Annotated in this window: 17 protein-coding genes; 10 read left to right on the top strand and 7 right to left on the bottom strand. The window is 71.3% G+C overall.

What is annotated here, in order from left to right; all coding sequences use genetic code 11:
* Positions 1-20 precede the first annotated feature (20 nt).
* Positions 21-395 (bottom strand): cytochrome b5 domain-containing protein, encoded by a 375-nt coding sequence (locus ACYVGD_RS15375; protein WP_460744693.1) that lies wholly within the window; start codon positions 393-395, stop codon positions 21-23.
* A 64-nt stretch (positions 396-459) separates the two neighbouring features.
* Between ACYVGD_RS15375 and ACYVGD_RS15370 the strand changes: the two genes are divergently transcribed.
* On the top strand, positions 460-1,341 hold the full coding sequence (locus tag ACYVGD_RS15370; RefSeq protein ID WP_460744661.1) for a TetR/AcrR family transcriptional regulator: 882 nt from the start codon (positions 460-462) through the stop codon (positions 1,339-1,341).
* A 100-nt stretch (positions 1,342-1,441) separates the two neighbouring features.
* Positions 1,442-3,829, top strand: coding sequence for an excinuclease ABC subunit UvrA (locus ACYVGD_RS15365; protein ID WP_460744660.1), 2,388 nt, complete (start codon positions 1,442-1,444; stop codon positions 3,827-3,829).
* A 3-nt stretch (positions 3,830-3,832) separates the two neighbouring features.
* Here ACYVGD_RS15365 and ACYVGD_RS15360 read toward each other — a convergent pair whose 3' ends face one another.
* The gene (locus ACYVGD_RS15360) at positions 3,833-3,958 is read right to left on the bottom strand and encodes a hypothetical protein (RefSeq protein WP_460744659.1); all 126 of its coding nucleotides are present in this window, start codon (positions 3,956-3,958) and stop codon (positions 3,833-3,835) included.
* Between the two features lie 47 nt (positions 3,959-4,005).
* Between ACYVGD_RS15360 and ACYVGD_RS15355 the strand changes: the two genes are divergently transcribed.
* Positions 4,006-4,596 (top strand): hypothetical protein, encoded by a 591-nt coding sequence (locus tag ACYVGD_RS15355; protein WP_460744658.1) that lies wholly within the window; start codon positions 4,006-4,008, stop codon positions 4,594-4,596.
* Here the strand turns inward: ACYVGD_RS15355 and ACYVGD_RS15350 are convergent.
* A complete protein-coding gene (locus tag ACYVGD_RS15350) occupies positions 4,571-5,647 on the bottom strand; it encodes a glycoside hydrolase family 88 protein (RefSeq protein WP_460744657.1) in 1,077 nt (358 codons plus the stop codon). The two genes, ACYVGD_RS15355 and ACYVGD_RS15350, sit on opposite strands and share 26 nt — an antisense overlap.
* A 120-nt stretch (positions 5,648-5,767) precedes the next feature.
* Between ACYVGD_RS15350 and ACYVGD_RS15345 the strand changes: the two genes are divergently transcribed.
* From ACYVGD_RS15345 to ACYVGD_RS15325, 5 genes are all read left to right on the top strand, one after another.
* Positions 5,768-6,811 carry a LacI family DNA-binding transcriptional regulator gene (locus ACYVGD_RS15345; RefSeq protein WP_460744656.1) on the top strand — a complete coding sequence of 348 codons (1,044 nt, stop codon included), beginning with the start codon at positions 5,768-5,770 and terminating at the stop codon, positions 6,809-6,811.
* On the top strand, positions 6,808-8,124 hold the full coding sequence (locus ACYVGD_RS15340) for an ABC transporter substrate-binding protein (RefSeq protein ID WP_460744655.1): 1,317 nt from the start codon (positions 6,808-6,810) through the stop codon (positions 8,122-8,124). Before ACYVGD_RS15345 ends, ACYVGD_RS15340 begins: the two co-directional genes overlap by 4 nt.
* Positions 8,125-8,185: 61 nt before the next feature.
* Positions 8,186-9,169, top strand: a complete 984-nt coding sequence (locus ACYVGD_RS15335; RefSeq protein ID WP_460744654.1) for a carbohydrate ABC transporter permease — start codon at positions 8,186-8,188, stop codon at positions 9,167-9,169.
* Positions 9,170-9,309: 140 nt separating this feature from the next.
* Positions 9,310-10,056 carry a carbohydrate ABC transporter permease gene (locus tag ACYVGD_RS15330; RefSeq protein ID WP_460744692.1) on the top strand — a complete coding sequence of 249 codons (747 nt, stop codon included), beginning with the start codon at positions 9,310-9,312 and terminating at the stop codon, positions 10,054-10,056.
* Positions 10,053-11,615 carry an alpha-amylase family glycosyl hydrolase gene (locus ACYVGD_RS15325; protein WP_460744653.1) on the top strand — a complete coding sequence of 521 codons (1,563 nt, stop codon included), beginning with the start codon at positions 10,053-10,055 and terminating at the stop codon, positions 11,613-11,615. The genes ACYVGD_RS15330 and ACYVGD_RS15325 overlap by 4 nt, the downstream gene beginning before the upstream one ends.
* A 72-nt stretch (positions 11,616-11,687) precedes the next feature.
* On the opposite strand, the gene ACYVGD_RS15320 is transcribed toward ACYVGD_RS15325, so the two are convergent.
* Both ACYVGD_RS15320 and ACYVGD_RS15315 read right to left on the bottom strand, forming a co-directional pair.
* Complete coding sequence (locus ACYVGD_RS15320) at positions 11,688-13,574, bottom strand: hypothetical protein (RefSeq protein ID WP_460744652.1); 1,887 nt, start codon at positions 13,572-13,574, stop codon at positions 11,688-11,690.
* Positions 13,571-14,983, bottom strand: coding sequence for an MFS transporter (locus ACYVGD_RS15315; RefSeq protein WP_460744651.1), 1,413 nt, complete (start codon positions 14,981-14,983; stop codon positions 13,571-13,573). Before ACYVGD_RS15315 ends, ACYVGD_RS15320 begins: the two co-directional genes overlap by 4 nt.
* A 27-nt stretch (positions 14,984-15,010) precedes the next feature.
* Here ACYVGD_RS15315 and ACYVGD_RS15310 point away from each other — a divergent pair, with 27 nt between their 5' ends.
* Both ACYVGD_RS15310 and ACYVGD_RS15305 read left to right on the top strand, forming a co-directional pair.
* Complete coding sequence (locus ACYVGD_RS15310; protein WP_460744650.1) at positions 15,011-15,958, top strand: DUF1846 domain-containing protein; 948 nt, start codon at positions 15,011-15,013, stop codon at positions 15,956-15,958.
* Positions 15,861-16,568 carry a DUF1846 domain-containing protein gene (locus tag ACYVGD_RS15305; RefSeq protein WP_460744649.1) on the top strand — a complete coding sequence of 236 codons (708 nt, stop codon included), beginning with the start codon at positions 15,861-15,863 and terminating at the stop codon, positions 16,566-16,568. The genes ACYVGD_RS15310 and ACYVGD_RS15305 overlap by 98 nt, the downstream gene beginning before the upstream one ends.
* A 7-nt stretch (positions 16,569-16,575) precedes the next feature.
* On the opposite strand, the gene ACYVGD_RS15300 is transcribed toward ACYVGD_RS15305, so the two are convergent.
* Positions 16,576-18,489 carry a hypothetical protein gene (locus tag ACYVGD_RS15300; RefSeq protein WP_460744648.1) on the bottom strand — a complete coding sequence of 638 codons (1,914 nt, stop codon included), beginning with the start codon at positions 18,487-18,489 and terminating at the stop codon, positions 16,576-16,578.
* Positions 18,477-20,225 carry an outer membrane protein assembly factor BamB family protein gene (locus ACYVGD_RS15295; RefSeq protein WP_460744647.1) on the bottom strand — a complete coding sequence of 583 codons (1,749 nt, stop codon included), beginning with the start codon at positions 20,223-20,225 and terminating at the stop codon, positions 18,477-18,479. The genes ACYVGD_RS15300 and ACYVGD_RS15295 overlap by 13 nt, the downstream gene beginning before the upstream one ends.
* Between the last annotated feature and the right edge of the window lie 71 nt (positions 20,226-20,296).

Below are 20,296 nucleotides of genomic sequence, written 5' to 3'. Positions count from 1 at the left end.
GATGGGAGTTGCCCTACAGCTCAGGATCCCAGGCGCCCGACGACGGGCATCTTCTCCAGGTAGGCCCGTGCGTGCCCCGACTTCACGAACTTCTCGGTCGCGTCCGTGCCTGCCTCCACGCCGTGGTGCCGTCCCCTGGCCCACTTCGGGAACACCGACATGTCGTAGACGACGCCGTCGACGGCCAGCCAGCACCTCTGCCCGTCCTCGCACCGTGCGGCGGCGAGCTCCGCGGGCGTCACGGAGACGGTGTCGATCTTCTGCCTCTCCTCTGCGGTGAAGGCCACCTCGAGCTTGCCACGGTTGCCGACCTCCGGGCTCGGCGGATTCAGTAGGGCGAACGCCGTGGCGCCCAGGACGAGCACCACCACGACTCCGAGCACGATCATCCACATCTTCTTCACGACTCCCTCTCACATGAGACACCATGTCTCACATCTGTGTGAAACACTATGTCTCATGACGTCGCGAGAGCAATCGGGGGAAACCCCGAACCCCACCGGAGGACGAACCCGTCCGGGCGACGCCGCCGCACGGATGCTCGACGTCGCCGTCGCCCAGATCGAGGCCGAGGGCATGAGCGTGGGGCTCGACGGCATCCGGATGGAACGCGTCATCGAGGCTGCGGGGGTGTCCCGCGCGACGGCGTACCGGCGCTGGCCGACCCGCGACGCCTTCCTCACCGACGTGCTCGTCGAGACCGTCCGACGTACGTCGCTCATCCCCGAGGCCGGGGACGACCTGGCCCGCCTCGTGGCCCTGGTCTCCGAGCACCACGACGCCCTCACCACCCCGCAGGGCCGACGCGACCTCGTCGTCGAGGGACTGCGCGTGAGCGTCGACATGGACGTGCACCGCATCATGGAGTCGCCGCGCTGGCGGACGTTCCTCTCGCTGTCGGCGACCTATCCCTCGCTGCCCCACGGCGAGGTCCGCGAGGCCGTCGGCCGCGCCCTGGCCGCCACCGAGGACGACTTCTCCCGCCGCCGTGCCGAGGTGTACGCGAACCTGGCCACGCTCATCGGCTACCGCCTCGTGCCGCCGCTGAAGGGCGAGGAGGGGTTCCGCGTGCTGGGTGGGGCCGCCGGCGCAGTCATGCGCGGCATCATCACCCGCGCCAACCCCGACCCAGGCTGGCTCGACCGACGGACCGGGGCGGCGCTGTTCGGCGCGAGCCGCGCGACCGCCTGGTCGGAACCGGAGCGGTACGCCGTCGCCATGCTCCTCGCCCACCTCGAACCCGACCCCGACCTGGTGTGGGACGCCGCGACGGTCGCCGCACTGCTGGAGCGCTTCGAGACGCAGATCGCCGAGATGTACGCCACCGCCGCCAGCGAGTGAGCCCGATCGTCCTCACGTGCGTGCGACACGCCCAACGTTGGGCGTGTCGTGGCCACTCGAGGACGATCGATGTCACGGGGGTCGTGTGAGAATGCGCCCCATGGACAACAGCGACGGCTGGATCCGCGTCCGCGGCGCACGGCTGCACAACCTGCGCGACGTCGACATCGACATCCCCCGCGACCGGCTGGTCGCCTTCACCGGCATCTCCGGGTCGGGCAAGTCGTCGCTGGCGTTCGGCACGATCCACGCCGAGGCCCAGCGTCGCTATTTCGAGTCGGTCGCGCCCTTCGCGCGGCGGCTGATCCACCAGGCGGCCGACCCCCGCGTACGCGAGGTCACGGGCCTGCCCCCCGCCGTCGCGCTGGAGCAGCGGCAGGCCGGCACCGGCGCGCGCTCCTCCCTGGGGACCGTCACCACGTGCGCCAACACGCTGCGCATGCTGTTCTCCCGCTGCGGCACCTATCCCGAGGGCCTGGGCCGGCTCGACTCCGACCACTTCTCCACCAACACCGCCGTGGGGGCGTGCTCGGCGTGCGGCGGGCTGGGCCGCGTGCACCGGCCGACCGAGGCGTCGATGGTGCCCGACCCGAGCCTGTCGATCGCCGAGCGTGCGATCGCGTCCTGGCCGGGTGCGTGGCTCGGCAAGAACTACCGGGACATCCTCGCCACGCTCGGCTACGACATCCACCGCCCGTGGCGCGAGCTCCCGGAGGCCGATCGCGACTGGATCCTGTTCACCGACGAGGAACCGGTCGTGACCGTCCACGCCGAGCGCGAGGCCGGGCGCATCCAGCGCCCCTACCAGGGCAAGTACGCCTCGGCCGCCCGCCACCTGATGAGGACGCTGGCCGAGTCGAAGTCCGAGACCCAGCGCCGGCGCGCGCTCAGGTTCGTCGAGACCACTGACTGCGAGCGCTGCGGTGGCCGACGCCTCAACCCGGACGCGCTGTCGGTGACGTGGCGCGGACGGGCGTTCGACGAGGCGGCCGCGCTCCCGCTCGCGGGGCTGCTGGAGCTACTCGTCCCGGCGGACGACGCGGGCGACGACGCGACCGCCCAGGCCGAGGAGTTGCTCGTCGGAGACCTGCGCGGACGGATCGAGGCGCTGGTAGAGCTCGGGCTCGGCCACCTGTCGCTCGACCGACCCGCGTCGACGCTGTCGACCGGCGAGCTGCAGCGCGCCCGGCTCGGCACCCAGCTCCGCTCAGGCCTGTTCGGCGTGGTCTACGTGCTGGACGAGCCGTCGGCGGGGCTCCACCCGAAGGACTCCGAGGCACTGATGCGACTGCTGCGCCGACTCGTCGCCTCGGGCAACTCGGTGCTGATCGTCGAGCACGACATGCACCTGGTGCAGCAGTGCGACCACGTCGTCGACGTCGGCCCGGGTGCCGGCACCGGCGGCGGGCGCGTCCTCCACTGCGGTCCCGTCGCCGGGCTCGCGGAGGCGGCCGGGTCGGTCACCGCGCGCTACCTCGACGACCCCGTCCACGCCGCCGAGATCCGGACGTCGGCGCCGCGTACGCCCACCGGCACGCTCACCGTCGAGGGCGTCACGCTGCACAACCTGCGCGACGTCGACCTGGAGGTCCCGCTCGGCCTGCTGAGCGTGCTCACCGGCGTGTCCGGGTCCGGGAAGTCGTCGGTGCTGACCGCGCTCGCCCAGGCGCTCGGTGCCGACCCCGACGACACCGACGACGGCGAGCCCGAGGACCTCGCCACACCGCGCGCGACCTGGCGTACCGTCAGCGCGCCGAAGGACCTGCGCCTGGTCGTGATCACCCAGAAGCCCATCGGGCGTACGCCGCGGTCGAACCTCGCCACCTACACGGGGCTGTTCGACCACGTGCGCAAGCTGTACGCGGCCACGCCCGCCGCGAAGGAGCGCGGCTTCGGCGTGGGCCGGTTCTCGTTCAATGTGGCCGAGGGGCGCTGCGCGACGTGCCAGGGCGAGGGCGCGGTCGCCGTGGAGCTGATGTTCATGCCGGGCACGTGGTCGACGTGCCCCGACTGCGACGGCGCTCGCTACGACGCCGAGACGCTCGAGGTGACGTGGCAGGGCCTCACGATCGCGGACGTGCTCGCGCTCACCGTCGACGAGGCGCTGCCGGTGTTCGCCGACGAGGCCCCCGTACACCGCGCCCTCGAGGCGCTCACCGCGCTGGGGCTGGGTTACCTGACGCTGGGCCAGCCTGCCACCGAGCTGTCCGGCGGCGAGGCGCAGCGCATCAAGCTCGCCTCGGAGCTGCAGCGCGCACGGCGCGGCCAGACGCTCTACCTCCTGGACGAACCAACGACCGGGCTCCACCCGGCCGACACCCACCGCCTGCTCAACCAGCTCCACGCGCTCGTCGACCAGGGCGCGACCGTACTGGTGGCCGAGCACGACGCGGCCGCGGCGGCGACCGCCGACCACGTCATCGAGATGGGACCCGGCGGCGGCGACGACGGCGGACGGGTCGTCGGTGCGGGGCCGGTGAGGTCCTGAGGTTCAGCGGCGCGGCTCGGTGGCCAGCGCCCACAGGTCGGCCTCGTTCTGGGCCTTCGAGGTCTGGCGCACCATCAAGGTCACGACGAGCCCGACGGTGGCACCGGCGATCAGCAGAACCCTGTTCATGGCGAACAGGCTACGTGAGTGCCCCGGAACCGTCTACGCTTCGCCCCATGGACGCAACACGTGGAACCGCCGCAATCCTCGCCCTCGCCGTGGGTGTGGCGCTGTCCGCGTGCGGCAAGGCCCCCGCGCCCACCCCCACCGGGACGCCGGCCCCCTCCAACGCAGCGCCCGCCCCCAGCGACGGCTCCGCCGTCGACCCGACCGACCCGCCCACCTCGCCGCCCGAGGGTGACGAGTTCACCTTCGACCAGGCCGCGCGCTACGACGACGGGGTCACCGTGGAGATCGGCACCATCAAGGGCAGCCAGGTCACCCCTACCCAGTCGGGCGCCGAGGGCACCGCAGGACACGTCGTCCTCGCCGAGATCGTGGTCATCAACAAGTCGGCCCAGCCGTTCGTGACCGACAAGATGGTCGTCCACGGCTACTACTCGGGCGTGGGCGCGCCGAAGATCGTCGACACGTCGGGCGCCGTGGGCGACTCGTTCAAGGGAACCGTCGCACCCGGGGCGTCGGCCAAGGCCACCATGGGCTTCGCGATGCCCGCCGACCAGCTCGACCACGTCACGATCATGGTCGACGGCGGAGACGACTCCCACGGACCCCTTCAGTTCACCGGCCAGATCGCGAAGAACTGAGCTCGTCGTCGCGTACAGCCGCCATCAGGTAGGCCGCCATCCCATAGCTGGCGTTCGCCATGCGCGGCGTGAGCCGGTAGCCGGTGCGCGGCAGCAGCGGCACGGGGATCGTCGGACCCGACAGCTCCGGCAGCTCCAGTCCCCGCCTGCCCGGGCGCAGCGCGCCGGTGACGGCGTCCAGCGCGGCGCCGGCACGCTCGGCGTACGCGTCGTCGAGCACGCCCAGGCGTACGCCGTGGAACCAGCCCGCCGCGACCAGCGCGGTCACCGACAGCTCACGATAGGTGCGCGGCTCGGTGAGCAGCGTCGTCCACGTGCCGTCGTTGTGCTGCAGCGGCAGCAGGGCGCGGCTGGTGCGCTCGAGGATCCCGGCGATCGCGTCGGCGCGCGGGTGGTCGCCGATCGACTCGAGGATCATCGGCAGCGCGGCGACGACCCAGCCGTTCCCGCGCCCCCAGAACGTGCCCGCGGCGGGGTACGCCCGGCCCGTGCGCTTCCACCACGAGTGCGACCACAGGCCGGTCTGCGGGTCCTGCATGAGCTCCGCGTACGCCTCCGGCTGGCGCGCGGCGATCTCGACCATCTCGGCGTCGCCGGTGTCGTGGCCGTAGCGGCCGGTGAACACGCCGAACATCATCAGCGAGTCGACCCATACCGAGCGGGGATAGATGCGACCGACCAGCGACGGGCCGAGGTGGTTGGTGGCGTCGCCGACGAGGCGGGGCTCGTCGCGGATGTAGGTGACGACGAGGTCGGTGAGCCGGGCGTACCTCTCGTCGCCGGTCAGGCGCGCCATCTCGTGGGTGACCAGCCCGGGCGCAGCCATGTCGGACTGGTCGACGCGCGGCGGTTGCTCCACGTAGTGGTCGCACCACGCGCGCAGCCAGGGCTCGTGGGGCGGCGGCGTCTCGCCCAGCCGCTCGTCGAGCAGCGTCAGCGCGAAGCCGAACAGCGCGGGACCCCAGTGCCAGGGCCACACGAACCGTCGGTGGAGGTGGTCGGCGCAGACGTCGTCGGCGAGCGCGGTCGCGCGCTCGAGGTGGGTGCTCACGGCGACGAGCCTAGGGGCCCGTGAGGCAGGGGGCGTTTCGTAAACGTTTCCGTGCTCGTGAAGGGCCGACCTAGGGTCGAGCACGTAAACGTTTGCGTACGTCTCGACGAGGAGAAGGCCGTGACCACGATCCGCGAGGTGGCAGCCCTGGCCGGGGTCTCCCCGGCGACGGTGTCCCGCGTGGTCAACGGCCAGCCCGGTTATTCGTCGGAGACGCGTGACCGCGTCGAGGCGGCGATCCGCCGGCTCCACTACCAGCCCGACTCGCTGGCCCGTGGCCTCAAGACGCGGGAGACGTCGGTGATCGGGCTCCTCGCGCCACGGGTCTCTGACGCGCTGGCCTCCGAGGTCATGCAGGGCGTCGAGGCCGCGGCCCGCGAGCAGGGCCACGCCGTCATGCTGGGTCGCACCGGCTACGGCTCACGTTTCATCGACGAATACCTGCGTACGCTCCGCAACCACCGCGCCGCCGGTGTCATCCTCATCTCCGCGGTGATCACCCAGGAGATGCGACAGGCGCTCGGTCCCGGTCGCCCGGTCATCTCGGTGGCGATCAGCGACGGCTCCGGCACGCCGAGCGTCGCGATCAACGACGAGCGGGCGGCCTACGAGGGGACGCGACACCTGCTCACCCTCGGGCACCGCCGGATCGGCCTCCTCGCGGGCGATCCCACGTCGGTCCACGTCGGCGCCCCGCGTCGCCGCGGCTACGAGCGTGCGATGCGTGCGGCGGGCCGCGAGCCCGTCATCGCCGAGGGCACCTTCTTCTACGAGTCGGGTACGCCGGGTCTCGACGCGCTCCTCGCCCAGGACCCCGACCTGACCGCGATCTTCGCCGTCAGCGACGAGATGGCGGCCGCGGTGGTCAACGAGCTCCAGCGCCGGGGGCGCCGCGTACCCGACGACGTGTCGGTGCTGGGGTTCGACGACACCGCGACCGCCCGCCACGTCCACCCGGAGCTGTCCACGGTGGCCCAGCCGCTGCAGACCATGGGCCAGATCGCCGTCGGCAAGATCCTGCGCAGCCGCGACCTGACGCCCGTGGTCGTCCCCCACAGGATCGTCCGCCGCGGGTCCACGGGCCCGCCGCCCCAGAGCTCACCCCCCGCACGACCCGTCCACCAGCAGAACCCCGACACAACAGACCAGGAGCAACAACCATGAGGCAACGTCGCCTGACCTCCCTCGCCGGAACCCTCGCCGCGCTCGTCGTGCTGGCCCCCCTCACCGCCTGCGGCGGTGGCCAGCAGTCCGGCGGCCAGCCGGGGAACGCACCCGCCGCCAATGACTTCAGCGGCCGCGGCCCGATCAACTACGTCTCGTCGCGCGACGCCTCGGGCGCGGCCAAGGAGAGCATCGAGCGCTGGAACAAGGCCCACCCCGACGAGCAGGTCACGTGGATCGAGCTGCCCGACTCGGCCGACCAGCAGCGCCAGCAGATGGTCCAGAACGCACAGATCAAGTCCGAGACGTTCAGCGTGCTGAACCTCGACGTGGTGTGGACGACGGAGTTCGCGGCCAACCGCTGGATCATGCAGCTGCCGAAGGACGCGGTGCCGACCAACAAGATGCTCAAGGGCCCGGTCGACGCGGCGAGCTACCGCGGCAACCTCTTCGGCGCGCCCTACTACACCGATGGCGCGCTGCTGTTCCGTCGCACCGACCTCCTGCAGGCCGCCGGCGTCACCGAGGCGCCCAAGACCTGGGCCGACATGGAGACCGCCTGCCAGAAGGTGCTCGCCCTCCCCGAGGCCGCCGGCATGTCCTGCTACGCCGGACAGTTCGACAAGAACGAGGCTCTCACGGTGAACTTCACCGAGGCCGTCGCCTCGGCCGGCGGTCACGTCGTCAACAGCGAGGGCAAGCCCGACGTGAACACCCCCGAGGCCCTGGCCGGCCTCGCCCAGCTCCGTCAGGCCTTCGACAAGAAGCTGGTGCCCGGTGACGCCATCACCTATCTGGAGGAGCAGAGCCGCCGCTCGTTCCAGGACGGCAAGGTCGTGTTCATGCGCAACTGGCCGTTCGTGCACTCGTCGCTGTCCGCCTCGGATGGCTCCAGCAAGGTCAATGGCAAGTTCGACATGAGCGCCATCCCCGGCATCGGTGACCACCAGGGCGTGTCGACGCTCGGCGGCCGCAACCTCGCCGTCTCGCCATTCACGAAGAACAAGGCGACCGCGCTCGACTTCATCAAGTTCTTCACCAGCGAGGAGGAGTCGAAGCTGCGCGTGGAGAAGAGCTCGCGCGCACCGGTCTACCCGTCGGTCCTCAACGACCCGGCCGTGATCGCCAAGCGCCCGTTCTACCCGACCCTGCTGACCTCGCTCGAGAACGCGCAGCCGCGTCCGAAGGTCGTGCAGTACGGCGCCTCCACCCAGGTGATCCAGCAGGAGGCGTACGCCGCCCTGACCGGCGCCAAGGATCCGAAGAAGGCGCTCGAGGACATGCAGGCAGGGCTAGAGAAGAGCGTCGGCTGACCAACCCCGGCGGGCCGCCACCTCGGGTGGCGGCCCGCCACACCTCTCCCAAGGACCTCCCATGAGCACCCACGTCGCAGCACCGGACCGTCCCGGCCGCCGCCGTCGCCGTGCCGGCGAAGGCCGCATGGCGGCAATCCTCCTGTCCCCCACCTTCCTCGTGCTGGGCCTCGTCATCGCGTACCCGCTGCTGTCGGCGGTGCACCAGTCGATGTACCAGCAGCGCTCCGGCCTGGACGAGAGCGGCTTCGTGGTCGAGGGGGACCAGTTCGTCGGGCTGGCGAACTACGCCGCCCTCCTGCAGGGCGAGCAGGGCGCACGGTTCCTCAACGCCCTGTCGAACACGACGTTCTTCACCGTCGTCACCGTCGGCCTGGAGACGCTGCTGGGCCTGTGCCTGGCGCTGGCCATGAACCGCGCCTTCCGCGGCCGCGCCCTCCTGCGCGCCAGCATCCTCGTGCCGTGGGCCGTGCCTACCGCCGTCTCCGGCCTGCTGTGGCGATGGATCTTCCAGTCCGAGGGCATCGCCAACCACCTGCTCGGCACCCAGATCCTGTGGACGTCGGAAGGCATGGCCGCCCAGTGGGCCGTGATCATCGCCGAGGTCTGGAAGACCGCTCCGTTCATCGGCCTGCTCACGCTCGCCGGCATGCAGATCATCCCCGGTGAGGTCTACGAGGCCGCGAAGATCGACGGCGCGAGCCGCTGGCGCCAGCTCACCTCCATCACCCTGCCGCTGGTCAAGCCGGCGCTCCTGGTGGCCGTGCTGTTCCGCCTCCTCGACGCGCTGCGCATGTTCGACCTGCCCTACGTCCTGATCGGGCCCGGCAAGCGCTCGGTCGAGACGCTGTCGATGCTGGCCTGGGACGAGTCGAACCAGCTCCGCTACGGACCCGCGTCCGCGTTCTCGGTGATCCTGTTCTGCTACGTCGCGCTCGTGGCGTTCGTGTTCGTCCGGGTCCTCGGCGCCGACGTCACCGGCACCCGCGAGAAGCGCCAGCTCGAGAAGGCCGCCGCCCGCCGCCGCAAGGAGAACGCCCGATGAGCACCGCAGCCCCCACCACCGCAGACGCCACGCCCACCGAACCGGTGAAGGTGGAGCGCCCCAGCCGCCCGGCGACGTCGTGGACCGCGTACGTCGCCCTGGCGATCATCGCCCTGTATTGCCTGGCGCCGTTCTACTGGATGCTGGTCTCCAGCTTCCGCCGCACCGCCGACATCTTCGACAACAGCCTGATCCCCCAGCCGTTCTCGCTCGAGAACTACGCGAAGGTGTTCGACTCGTCCACGATGTTCGGTCGTGCGTTGGTCAACAGCCTGCTCGTCGCGGGCATCACCACCGCCCTCGCGCTGGTCCTGGGCGTCTTCGCCGCGTACGCGCTGTCGCGTCTGGACTTCCCCGGCAAGGGCGCCATCCTCGGCATCATCATCGCCACATCGATGTTCCCGGGCATCTCGGTCGTCGTACCGCTGCTGAAGCTGTTCACGCAGATCGGGTGGATCAACAGCTACCAGGCCATGATCGTGCCGAACCTGTCGTTCGCGATCCCACTGGCGGTGTGGAACCTCACCACGTTCATGCAGCAGCTGCCCTACGACCTCGAGGAGGCCGCCCTCATCGACGGCTGCTCCAAGTGGCAGGCGTTCCGCAAGGTCCTGCTGCCGCTGGCCGCACCGGGCGTGTTCACCACCGCCATCCTGACGTTCATCCACGCCTGGAACGAGTTCATCATCGCCCTGTCGATGATCAACGACCCGTTGATGCAGACCGCCACCGTCGCCATCTCGAAGTTCACCGGTGCCACGGAGTTCCAGGCGCCGTTCGGCGAGCAGATGGCCGCCGGCGTCATCGTCACCGTGCCGCTGGTCATCATGGTGCTGCTGTTCCAGCGCCGCATCGTCGAGGGCCTCACCTCGGGGGCCGGCAAGTGAGCAGTTGGTGGCGCGATGCCGTGATGTACGAGGTCTACCCGCGCTCCTACCGCGACTCGGACGGTGACGGGGTCGGCGACCTGCGCGGGCTGCTGTCCCGTCTCGACCACATCGCCGACCTCGGCGTGGACGGCGTCTGGATCACCCCGTTCCAGACGTCGCCGCAGGTCGACAACGGCTACGACGTCGCCGACTACACGGGCGTCGACCCGTTGTTCGGCACCCTCGCCGACCTCGACGCCGTGCTGGCGCGCGCCCACGGGCTCGGCCTGCGCGTCCTGGCCGACCTGGTGCCTAACCACTGCTCCGACCAGCACCCGGCCTTCCGGGCGGCGCTCGCCGCCGGTCCCGGGTCGGGCGAGCGCGCGATGTTCCACTTCCGGCAGGGCCCCGACCCGCAGACGCCGCCCAACAACTGGACGAGCGTCTTCGGCGGACCCGCCTGGTCGCGCGCGGACGCCGCCTCGGAGACCGACACCGACTGGTACCTCCACCTGTTCTCGCCGGCCCAGCCCGACTGGAACTGGGAGGACCCGCGCGTGGCGGCCCTGTTCGAGGACGTGCTGCGGTTCTGGTTCGACCGCGGGGTCGACGGCCTACGCGTCGACGTGGCCCACGCCCTGTTCAAGGCGCCGGGACTGCCCGACGCCCCGGACGTGGAGTCGGTGGTCGACGGGCTGCGGTTCAACCCGCTGGCCTGCGACCGCGAACCGGTCCACGACGTCTACCGCAGCTGGCGCGCGATCGCCGAGTCCTACGACCCGCCGCGCATCCTCGTCGGCGAGGTCAACCTCGCCCCGGAGCGGGCCGCCCGCTACGCCCGTCCCGACGAGCTGAACCAGGCGTTCGCCTTCGCGTTCGCCGCCCTCGGCTGGGACCCGCACGAATGGGTCCGCGTCGGCCGCGAGCTGGAGCTGGCCCGGCGTACGCACGGTGGGGCGCCGACGTGGGCCATCGAGAACCACGACATCGTGCGAACCGTGACGCGTTACGGCGGTGGCGAGGCAGGGGCCCGGCGGGCCCGCGCCGCACTGCTGGCGCTGCTCGCGCTGCCCGGGTGCGCGTACCTCTTCCAGGGGCAGGAGCTCGGGCTGCCCGGGGTGGACGTCCCCGTCGAGGCGCGCCGCGACCCCATGTGGACCCGTGGCGGCGTGTGCCGGGACGGTGCACGCGTACCCCTGCCGTGGACGGCAGACCCCGCGGCCGCGCACGGGTTCTCCACACCCGAGGCGCAGCCCTGGCTGCCGCAACCGGACGGCTGGGGTGCGTACGCGGTGGACGCCCAGACCGGACCGGGCTCGATGCTGGGCTTCACCCGTCGGGCGATCGCGCTGCGCCGGAGCCTGCTCGCCGACGGGGTGCTCACCGACCACGCGACGGAGTGGGAGGTCACCCCTACCGGCGGGGTGATCTGTCGCCGCGGCCGGCTCGCGGTCGTCGTGGCGATGTCCGGTCCAGAACGGGTGGCGGCGGGCGAGGTGCTGATCGCCTCGGCCGAGCCGTCGGCGGGGACACTGCCCGCCGACAGCGCGGCCTGGATCCTGGTCGACGACTGCTGATGAGACGGATCCGCCACCAGTTGCCCGTAGGAGCGCCGCGCCCGGCACCTGGTGGCGGATCTGTCTCGTTCGTCAGGTGGTACGCCGGAACCCGGCCCGCTCCAGGCGCAGCCGGTGACCGGCGTACGCGACCTCGATGACCTCCGGGAACCGCTCGATGTAAGCCCAGGGTGCGTCGAGGCGCGGATGGTCGACCACGACCTCGCGGCCATCGACGTGGGCGGCGCCGTCGCGCGGCAGGCCGACGACGCGGCGTCCGCCCGCGGCGGGCAGGTCGCCGAGGTGCCAGGTCGTGAGGTCGCGGCCGACGACCAGGCGTGTACGCCCGAGCGCCCGCGCGAGCTCGGCCGCCGAGCCCGACTCGCCGGTGTCGGAGCAGACGACGCCCCAGCCGGTGAGCCGACCGTGCTGGACGATCTCGCCGGGCTCGGTGCCGTCGGTGAGCCGGGCGGCGGCGACGACGCCGACGAGCGAGTCACCACGACGTCCCACCACCACGCGGTCGCCGCGGACCGTCTCGTCGAAACGGTCGGCGGGGAACCACAGGTGCGAGTACTGCTGGCGGTCGCGCTCCAGCACACCTCCCCGCACCGTGAGGTCGTGCGCCGCGACGAGCAGGTTGCCGTCGGCGACGACGTCGGGGTTGATGCCGTTGCCGACCCACTGCGCGGGCGAGAACCCGCGGGCGGTCTCGTCGAACATCGGTGCGCCCGGGTGAAGTGCGAACACCGTGATGTCGCCGGGCAGGGCGGCGGTCCACAGGTGCTGCTGGTCGCCGAACTCCCGCGGACGGTAGCGCTGCGCCGCCGACAGCTGCCAGTGCGGCGTACGCGTGGTCACGACGTCGGCGCGGTTGATCGTGACGCCCTGGGCGGCGGGGTTCAGCACGCGCACCAGCGGCGCGAGCAGCCCTGCACCGGCGACGAAGCGCGCCCAGCCCAGCGGCTTGAGGAAGGTGTTGCGGGCCATCCGCCAGTGCCGGATCGCCCGCGCGGTCGTCTCGATCGCATGCGGGCTGGTGAAGGCCTCCATCCCCCAGAAGTAAGCCCCGGTCACCTCCACGTCGTCGGCGGCACCGACGCGTCCGACGACCTCGAAGTCGTCGAGCCCGTGGCTCGAGCGGACGGTCGCAGGACCGGGTGCGGCGGCGATCTCGCGGATCACGTCGGGCACCCGGTAGCCCTCGCACGTCACGAACGCCATCGACGTGCGCTCGAGGTCGAATTCCTCCAGAGTGGCAGGCGGCCCGAACGCCCGGCGGATCACGTCGTTCACGTCGGCCCTCGCCGGGTCCTTCTTCTGCTCCTCGTACGCGCGCCCCGCGCTGGCCACCAGTCGCCCGTCGAACAGGTGGGAGGCGATGTCGAGCAGCAGCAGGTCGAGCGCCATGGCGGCGCCGTCGACGAGGAGGCCGTCGTCGCAGTGGTCGACGAGCAGCGCGAGCGGTGCGACGTCCTCCTCGTAGTAGGTGTTCGACAGCCACTCGCTGAACCCGTAGTCGAAGCGGTGCCCGAACCAGCGCAGGAGCCGCTCGGCCCCGCGGGCCATGCGCTGCTCACCGGTCCAGCCCCCGGTGAACACCTCGTGGGGGAACAGCTGACCGGCCAGGACCTCGCACGTGGCGTAGATGACCTGATGGTTCTCCGACCAGTGGCACATGCCGTCGTCGCCGGGCTCGTCCATCCAGTACTTGAACCCCAGGACGGTACGCCGCATCCGCTCGCGCGTCGGCTCGGAGACGAGGTCGGGCCACGCGTGGAGAACCTTGAGGATCGTCATCATGCGGAAGTCGGCGCAGTCGAGGCGCGCGTCGACGAAGTCGCAGAGCTCGAGGATCGGCTGCTCGTCGGTCGCCCGCCCGGCGGCGAGGTCGGCGATGCCCGCGAACGAGGCGGCGCCCATCTTCACGGCCATGCCCGGGTCGGGCGCCACCCCTTCGGCGCTGGTGTCGGTGGTCATGCGTCACTCTCCTCGCCGGGTACGGTAGCCGCCTCACGACCACGGAGCTCCTCCAGCCGCGGCTTCATCTCGCGTACGACGTCGATCGTCAGCGGGTAGCGGCGGGCCACGAGCCAGCCGACGCTCAGCAGCATGAACACGCCGCAGAACATGATGAGCCGCATGCCGAGCACGGCGGAGTCGGGCTGCTCGCCGACGCCACGCAGCGTGGGCTGGTAGCCGGTGACCTTCAGAACCAGGCCGATGGCCTGCAGCGTGAGCGCGGTGCCGAGGCCACGGGTGAACGTCATCAGGCCGCCGAACGAGCCGGCGTCACGGCGTCCGGTCTCGAGCTCGGCGGCGTCGAGCACGTCGGGAAACATCACCCACGGCAGCAGTTGAGCCCCGGCCATGCCGACGGCGAGGCAGAACCCGGCGACGTACACGCCCACCGGCGGCCACGAGCGCGGGTAGAACGCGACGACGGTGATCGCGACAAGGGCCAGCGGCAGCAGTGTGGCGTACAGCCGGTGCTTCGACACCCGCACCACGAGGAACCGGATCACGGGGAACGCGATGATGTTCACCGCGATGAACATGGCCAGCAGGTTGAACGACTTCACGCCCACCACGACGTTCGACGCGTAGTAGATGACCATCGCCGACACGATGTCCCAGGCGATGGCCTGACACAGGTACATGCCCATCAGGTAGCGCATGGGCCTGATCTGCAGCGGCTTGAGGAAGCCGCCGAAGAAGTTCAGCTCGCCGCGCTCGGGCGGCAGGGGTACGCGTTCGCGGCAGAACAGCGCCACCCCCATCATCGGCAGGGCGAACACCAGACCGAAGCCGAGCACGATGCGCACGTAGAGGCCCGTCTCGTCGATCTCGCGGCGTGCGTACGCCTCCAGCAGCTGCGTCGCGACGAGCGTCACGGTCGCCGACGAGACCGTCGAGAACAACAGGCGCAGCGTGTTCACCTTGTCGCGCTGGACGGGGTCGGTGGCGATCTCGGTGGAGAACGACGCGTACGGCACGGCCATGGTCGTCTGGATGGTGTTGTAGACGATGTAGGAGCCCATCGCCCAGAACATCTTCGCCAGCTGCGAGTCGACCGGTGGGGCGGGGTTCCACAGCAGCGCCATGCCGCCGACCAGCAGCAGCGAGCCGCAGAAGATCCACGGTCGGCGGCGCCCCCACCGCGTACGCGTCCGGTCGGACAGCGCTCCGGTGAGCGGGTCGTTGATGGAATCCCAGATCTTGGCGACGAGCACGGCCGTGCCGGCGAGGGCGGGGTCCAGCCCGACGACGTCGGTGAGGAAGATCAGGTAGACGACGGCGATCAGTGAGCTGGCGCCTCCGGCGAACACGTCGCCGAGGGCGAATTGCACGCGCTCGCGGGCGGTGATCTCGCCGGGTACGCGGGCCATGCGCCGAGTCTTGCAGATTCCACGGCGATGACCACTAGGATCTGGAAGTCCCAGCACCCCGGGACGAATCCTCGCCACCAGGAGGCAGTCCCCGTGCACCAGATCGGCTTCGACCGCGACAAGTACGTCTCGCTGCAGACCGAGCACATCGACGCGCGCAGGGCCCAGTTCGGCGGCAAGCTCTATCTCGAGTTCGGCGGCAAGCTGTTCGACGACTTCCACGCCTCCCGGGTGCTGCCGGGATTCGCGCCCGACAACAAGATCGAGATGCTGCGGTCGCTGGCCGACGAGGTCGAGATCGTGGTGTGCGTCAGCGCGATGGACCTGTCGGCGAAGAAGGTACGCGCCGACCTGGGCATCCCCTACGAGGATGACGTGCTGCGGCTGATCGACGCGTTCCGCAGCTATGGGTTGTTCGTCGGCTCGGTCGTGGTGACGCACTGGAGCGAGGACCACCGCGAGGCGCTGGCCTTCAAGCGCAAGCTCGAGCGGCTGGGGCTGAAGGTCTACCGCCACTACCCGATCGCCGGCTACCCGCACGACGTCCCGCGGATCGTGTCGGCCGAGGGCTACGGCCACAACGAGTACGTCGAGACCGAGCGCGACCTCGTCGTGGTCACCGCGCCCGGCCCGGGCTCCGGCAAGATGGCCACCTGCCTGTCGCAGCTCTACCACGACCACCAGCGCGGCATCGCGTCCGGCTACGCGAAGTTCGAGACCTTCCCGATCTGGAACCTGCCGCTGGACCACCCGGTGAACGTGGCGTACGAGGCGGCGACGGTCGACCTCGACGACGTCAACATGATCGACCCCTACCACCTGGTAGGCATACGGCGAGCAGTGCGTCAACTACAACCGCGACGTCGAGATCTTCCCCGTGCTGAAGCGGCTGTTCGAGACGATCCTCGGCTCGTCGCCCTACCAGTCGCCGACCGACATGGGCGTCAACATGGCCGGCAAGGCCATCAGCGATGACGAGGTCTGCCAGGAGGCGTCGCGCCAAGAGGTCATCCGGCGCTGGTTCAAGGCGCTCGTCGCCGAGCGCCGCGACGAGTCCGAGCCCACCCAGTCCGAACGTATCGCCGTCCTGATGAGCCAGCTCGGCATCGGACCGGCCGACCGTCCGGTCGTGAACCCGGCCCGAGAGCTGGCGGAGGCGACCGACGCCCCCGCGGCGGCGCTCGAGCTGCCCGACGGCCGGATCGTCACCGGCAAGACCACCGAGCTGCTGGGCGCCTCGTCGGCGCTGCTGCTCAACGCGCTGAAGCTGCTGGCCGGCATCGACGACTGGATCAAGCTCCTCGCCCCCGCGACGATCGAGCCCATCCAGGTGCTCAAGACCAAGCACCTCGGCAGCCACAACCCGCGGCTGCACACCGACGAGGTGCTGCTCGCGCTGGCGGTGTCGGCGACCACGAACCCGACGGCGGCGGCCGCGCTCGACCAGCTGGCGCGGCTGCGCGGTTGCGACGTGCACACCACGACCATCCTGGGCCCGGTCGACGAGGGCATCTTCCGCCAGCTGGGCGTCCACGTCACCAGCGAGCCCGTCTACGCGCAGAAGTCGCTGTACCGCAAGCGCTGAGCCCCGCTCAGCGCCAGCGCGTCCGGTCGACGTTCTGGTCGAACCACGGCGCGCCCGGGTCGGCCCACGGCGCGTTGGGGTCGAACCAGGGCGGGGGCGTGCCCGTGACCGGCCCCTTCGCCTCCACCAGGATCGGGAACACCTGGAACTCCTCGCCCGGACGCTGCTCGCCGCCCTCGCGGCCGCGTACGCCCATCAGCAGGCCGGCGACGCACACGCCGAACAGCAGCGATCCGCCGATCATCTCATCGCCGATGTTCTCGAGCAGGCCGAGGTCGAGAGTGCCGGAGCCCGCCGCGCACGCGTAGATCGCGATGGCGGTGGCGACGAGGGTCAGGTTGGCCACGGCCAGCAGGACGCGGGACGAGGCGGGGAAGCCGGGCGAGCTGCGGCGGGCGAAGCCGTACTCGGTGAGCTGGCGCCACGCCAGGCCGAGGATCAGGCCGCCGGTGGTGCCCGCGACCGACGCGAGGAGCGTCAGCGGTTCGTCGAGGAAGTCGCGCAGCGGGTAGGCGCCGACGATCAGGAGCACCGACCCGATCGCCAGCCCCCGGTCGGCGCTGAGGGTGCGCGTGACCAGCGTGTACGCCAGCACCGCCATGGCCGCGAGGCTGATGGCGACGAGGGCGTCCTCGGTGGTCAGCGGCAGCCCGGCCAGGTTCGCCGCGGTGACGTACGCGGAGTGGATGCCCATCGCGGCGACGAGCAGCGCCGCGGCGGGGCGGTCGCGCCGGGCGAGCCAGATCGACGCGGCGAGCGTCGTCGGGAACAGCACGATGTCGGACAGGGAGCCGAGCGACGTGGGCACCGAGATCCCCCACCAGGCGAGGACCTGCGCGGCGGGGAACGGGCCGAACACCGCGAACGTGTACGCGATGGCCAGCCACAGCGACACCGGTGACCACCCGGTGACCAGATCGTCGGGGTCGACCTGGATTCCGGCCCGGTCGCCCTTCGGCACGAAGCGTAGGACGGCCAGGCCGATCGCGCCGGTGACGGCCAGCAGCAGCAGCGACGACCCGACGCCGCGCCACGAGTTGTTGGGGTTCTGCAGCGTCCGGTGGATGCCGAACAGCGCCAGGCCGACGAGAGCGACGACGAGCAGGGCGCCGATCTCGCGGCGGCGGCGGTGGGTCATCGCGGCCTCCCAGACGCCGCGGGCCCCCCACGACGCCATCGAGATGGCCAGCTCAGCCTTCGCGGCACCGGCCATGAAAATCGCCGGGATCGCCCACATCAGCATCGCCGACTGGAGCGCGAACAGGTCGACGACACCGGCGGCGGCCTCGAAGCTGCCCAGCGACCCGGCGGAGGTGCCGGACATGCGGACGGTGAGGCCGTGGCCGATCACGACGAGCGGCACCAGCACCTCGAACGGCGAGTAGGGCCGCCGCCAGCGCCAGGCCGCAAACGCCACCAGCACGACGATCTCGACGACGAGCACGGCCGTCTTGAGCGGCCCGTCGACGAGCAACGGGTTCTTGGTGGCCAGGCCGATCACCAGGACCAGTCCGGGCACGCGCACCCACGGGTTGACATGGAGCAGCGACGCGTACGCCAGGGCCAGCGCGTAGGTGAGGGCCATGATGAATACGCCGACGGCGACCCAGGGCAGCGAGAACATCTGCCACTGGGTGAGGTCGAAGGTCGACCGCAGCCAGGGGGCTGCGATGGCGGTGAGCGTCATGAGCGAGTACATGATCAGGCCGAGCACGACGACGGGCACCAGGTGGCGGGGCCACTCGTCGCTGCGGCGCAGCGAGCCGCGGCGGATGGGGTCGACGAGCGCGTGCCCGACGACGAAGCGCACGACGGCCCAGACCTGCTGGAGGGGTCCGAGGCGTGTGGCGCGGTCCGGCGCGGGCGCGCCGGTCGTGGTCGTCGTGGTCGGGGTCATCGTGGTCGGGGTCATCGCACCCACAGCGCGAACCCTCCTCCGTGCTCGGGCCACACGGCCACCATGACGCCGTTGACGGTGGTGGAGATGCGGCTCCCCTTCGCGGTGACGCCGAGCGATGCGCGGCCGCGTACCTGGCCGTTGGGCAGCAGCGACAGCACCTCCGTCTTCGTCACCGCGACCCAGCCGTCGGCCGTGGGGGCGATCGTCTGGACGTCGTCGACGTGCTCGCCGGCGGTGAGCGACGTGGGGTCGATGAAGGACGCGGAGTCGCCGCCGGTCGCGACGACGTAGCCGTGGGCGGCGACCAGCTCCGAGTGGGCCCGCCCCACCGTCGTGGGCTGGGTGTCGAGTATCTCGCCCTCGGGCGAGAGCCGCCAGGCCTGCCCGCCGCGGTGGAGCACGACGGCTCCCCCATCCGGCGTGGGGGCGACGGCCCCGCCGACGTCGTCCTGGTCCCACACCTGCTTTCCGGTGGCCGCGTCGAGGGCGAACACGCCCTCCTGGTCAATGGTCACGTACACGCACCCGCCGGCGACCTTCGGCGGCTCGGTGGTGTAGCCGTCGAGGTCGGTCTCCCACAGCTTGTCGCCGGTGGTCGTGTCGACGGCGGTCACCGTACCGGTCATGCTCACCGTGACCAACGCGTCCTTGGCGAGCGGGGTGACGCCCCCGGCGGCGACGTCAGGCAGGTTCCGGCGCCACAGGCGGCGCCCGTCGGAGCTGTAGGCGATGAGCCGCGAGTCGCTCGTCGCGGCGACGACGACCGAGCCGATCGCGTCGTAGGCGACGATGGTGCCGCGGCCGGGCTGCGCCCACCAGGCCGTGCCCCAGGCCGGTGAGCCGTCGCCGAGCTTCATGGGCTTCATGCCGGACAGCGACTGTGTGGCGATGTTGTCCTGCACGAGCGTGCCGTCGACGGTGACGACGCCCGCCCGGGGAATCGTGATCGCGTCGTCCGCGGGTCTGTAGCCCAGGCCGGGCAGGCCCGACTGCATGGCGGGACGCACGAGTTGCGGGGCCGCCGCGACACGGGCCGCGGGGGCGGGCTCCCAGCTCGCGTCTGGCCACGCGCCGGTCAGGGGCGCGCGGCGCTCGCCGAGCAGTGGCGTGCCCTCCACCACGCCGCGGCCGGGGCACCACGTCGCCACGTCGGTACGCGGCGTCTCGCCCTGGCGCACGTCATAGGTGACATCGAGACAGCCCTGGTCGGCGTACGCGGTCTGGCGCGCCTTCTCGGCGCGGGCCTTGAGGGTGACCTCGGTGGAGCCGCGGCCGTCGGAGAGCCGGGCGCGGCTCTCCCAGGTGCGGCCGGCGGCGATGTCGGTCGGCAGCTCGAGCAGGCCCTTCTCCAGCGCCGAGGCCTGCGCGCCGACGGAGAGGACGAGGTGGACGCCGGAGGGGGTGACCAGGCGCAGGCGGTACTCGGAGGCGCCGGGGGCGCTGCCACGTGCTTCCTCACGCCAGAACAGCGCCCGGGACACGTCGGCGTCGGCGGGTGGCTTTGCGAGGTCGATCGCCGGGCCGGGGATCGTCGTCATGCCGCCCAGGCCGAGGGTGCGCGTGGACTCGAGGCTGGCCGGTACGCCGCCGGGCCCGAGCGCGATGCGGGAGTTGGACGCGGTCTCGGGCAGCCAGCGGGCGACGGGGAAGTCGGGCGCACGGTCGGCGATCGGGACGGGGTTGGCGAGCCCGGTGCCGAGGGCACCGATCCACAGCAGCACCAGCAGCGACGCGCCGGCCGCGATCCATCCCCGCATGGGCCGAACCTTACGTGGTCGGCGTGTCCGTCCGCGGTGCCCGACCGTCTCGGAATAGTCGGTGGTCCTGC

The organism is Mariniluteicoccus endophyticus (assembly GCF_054780035.1).
Note: the sequence above shows the minus strand (reverse complement) of the source record. Positions and strands in the feature narration are given on the sequence as shown.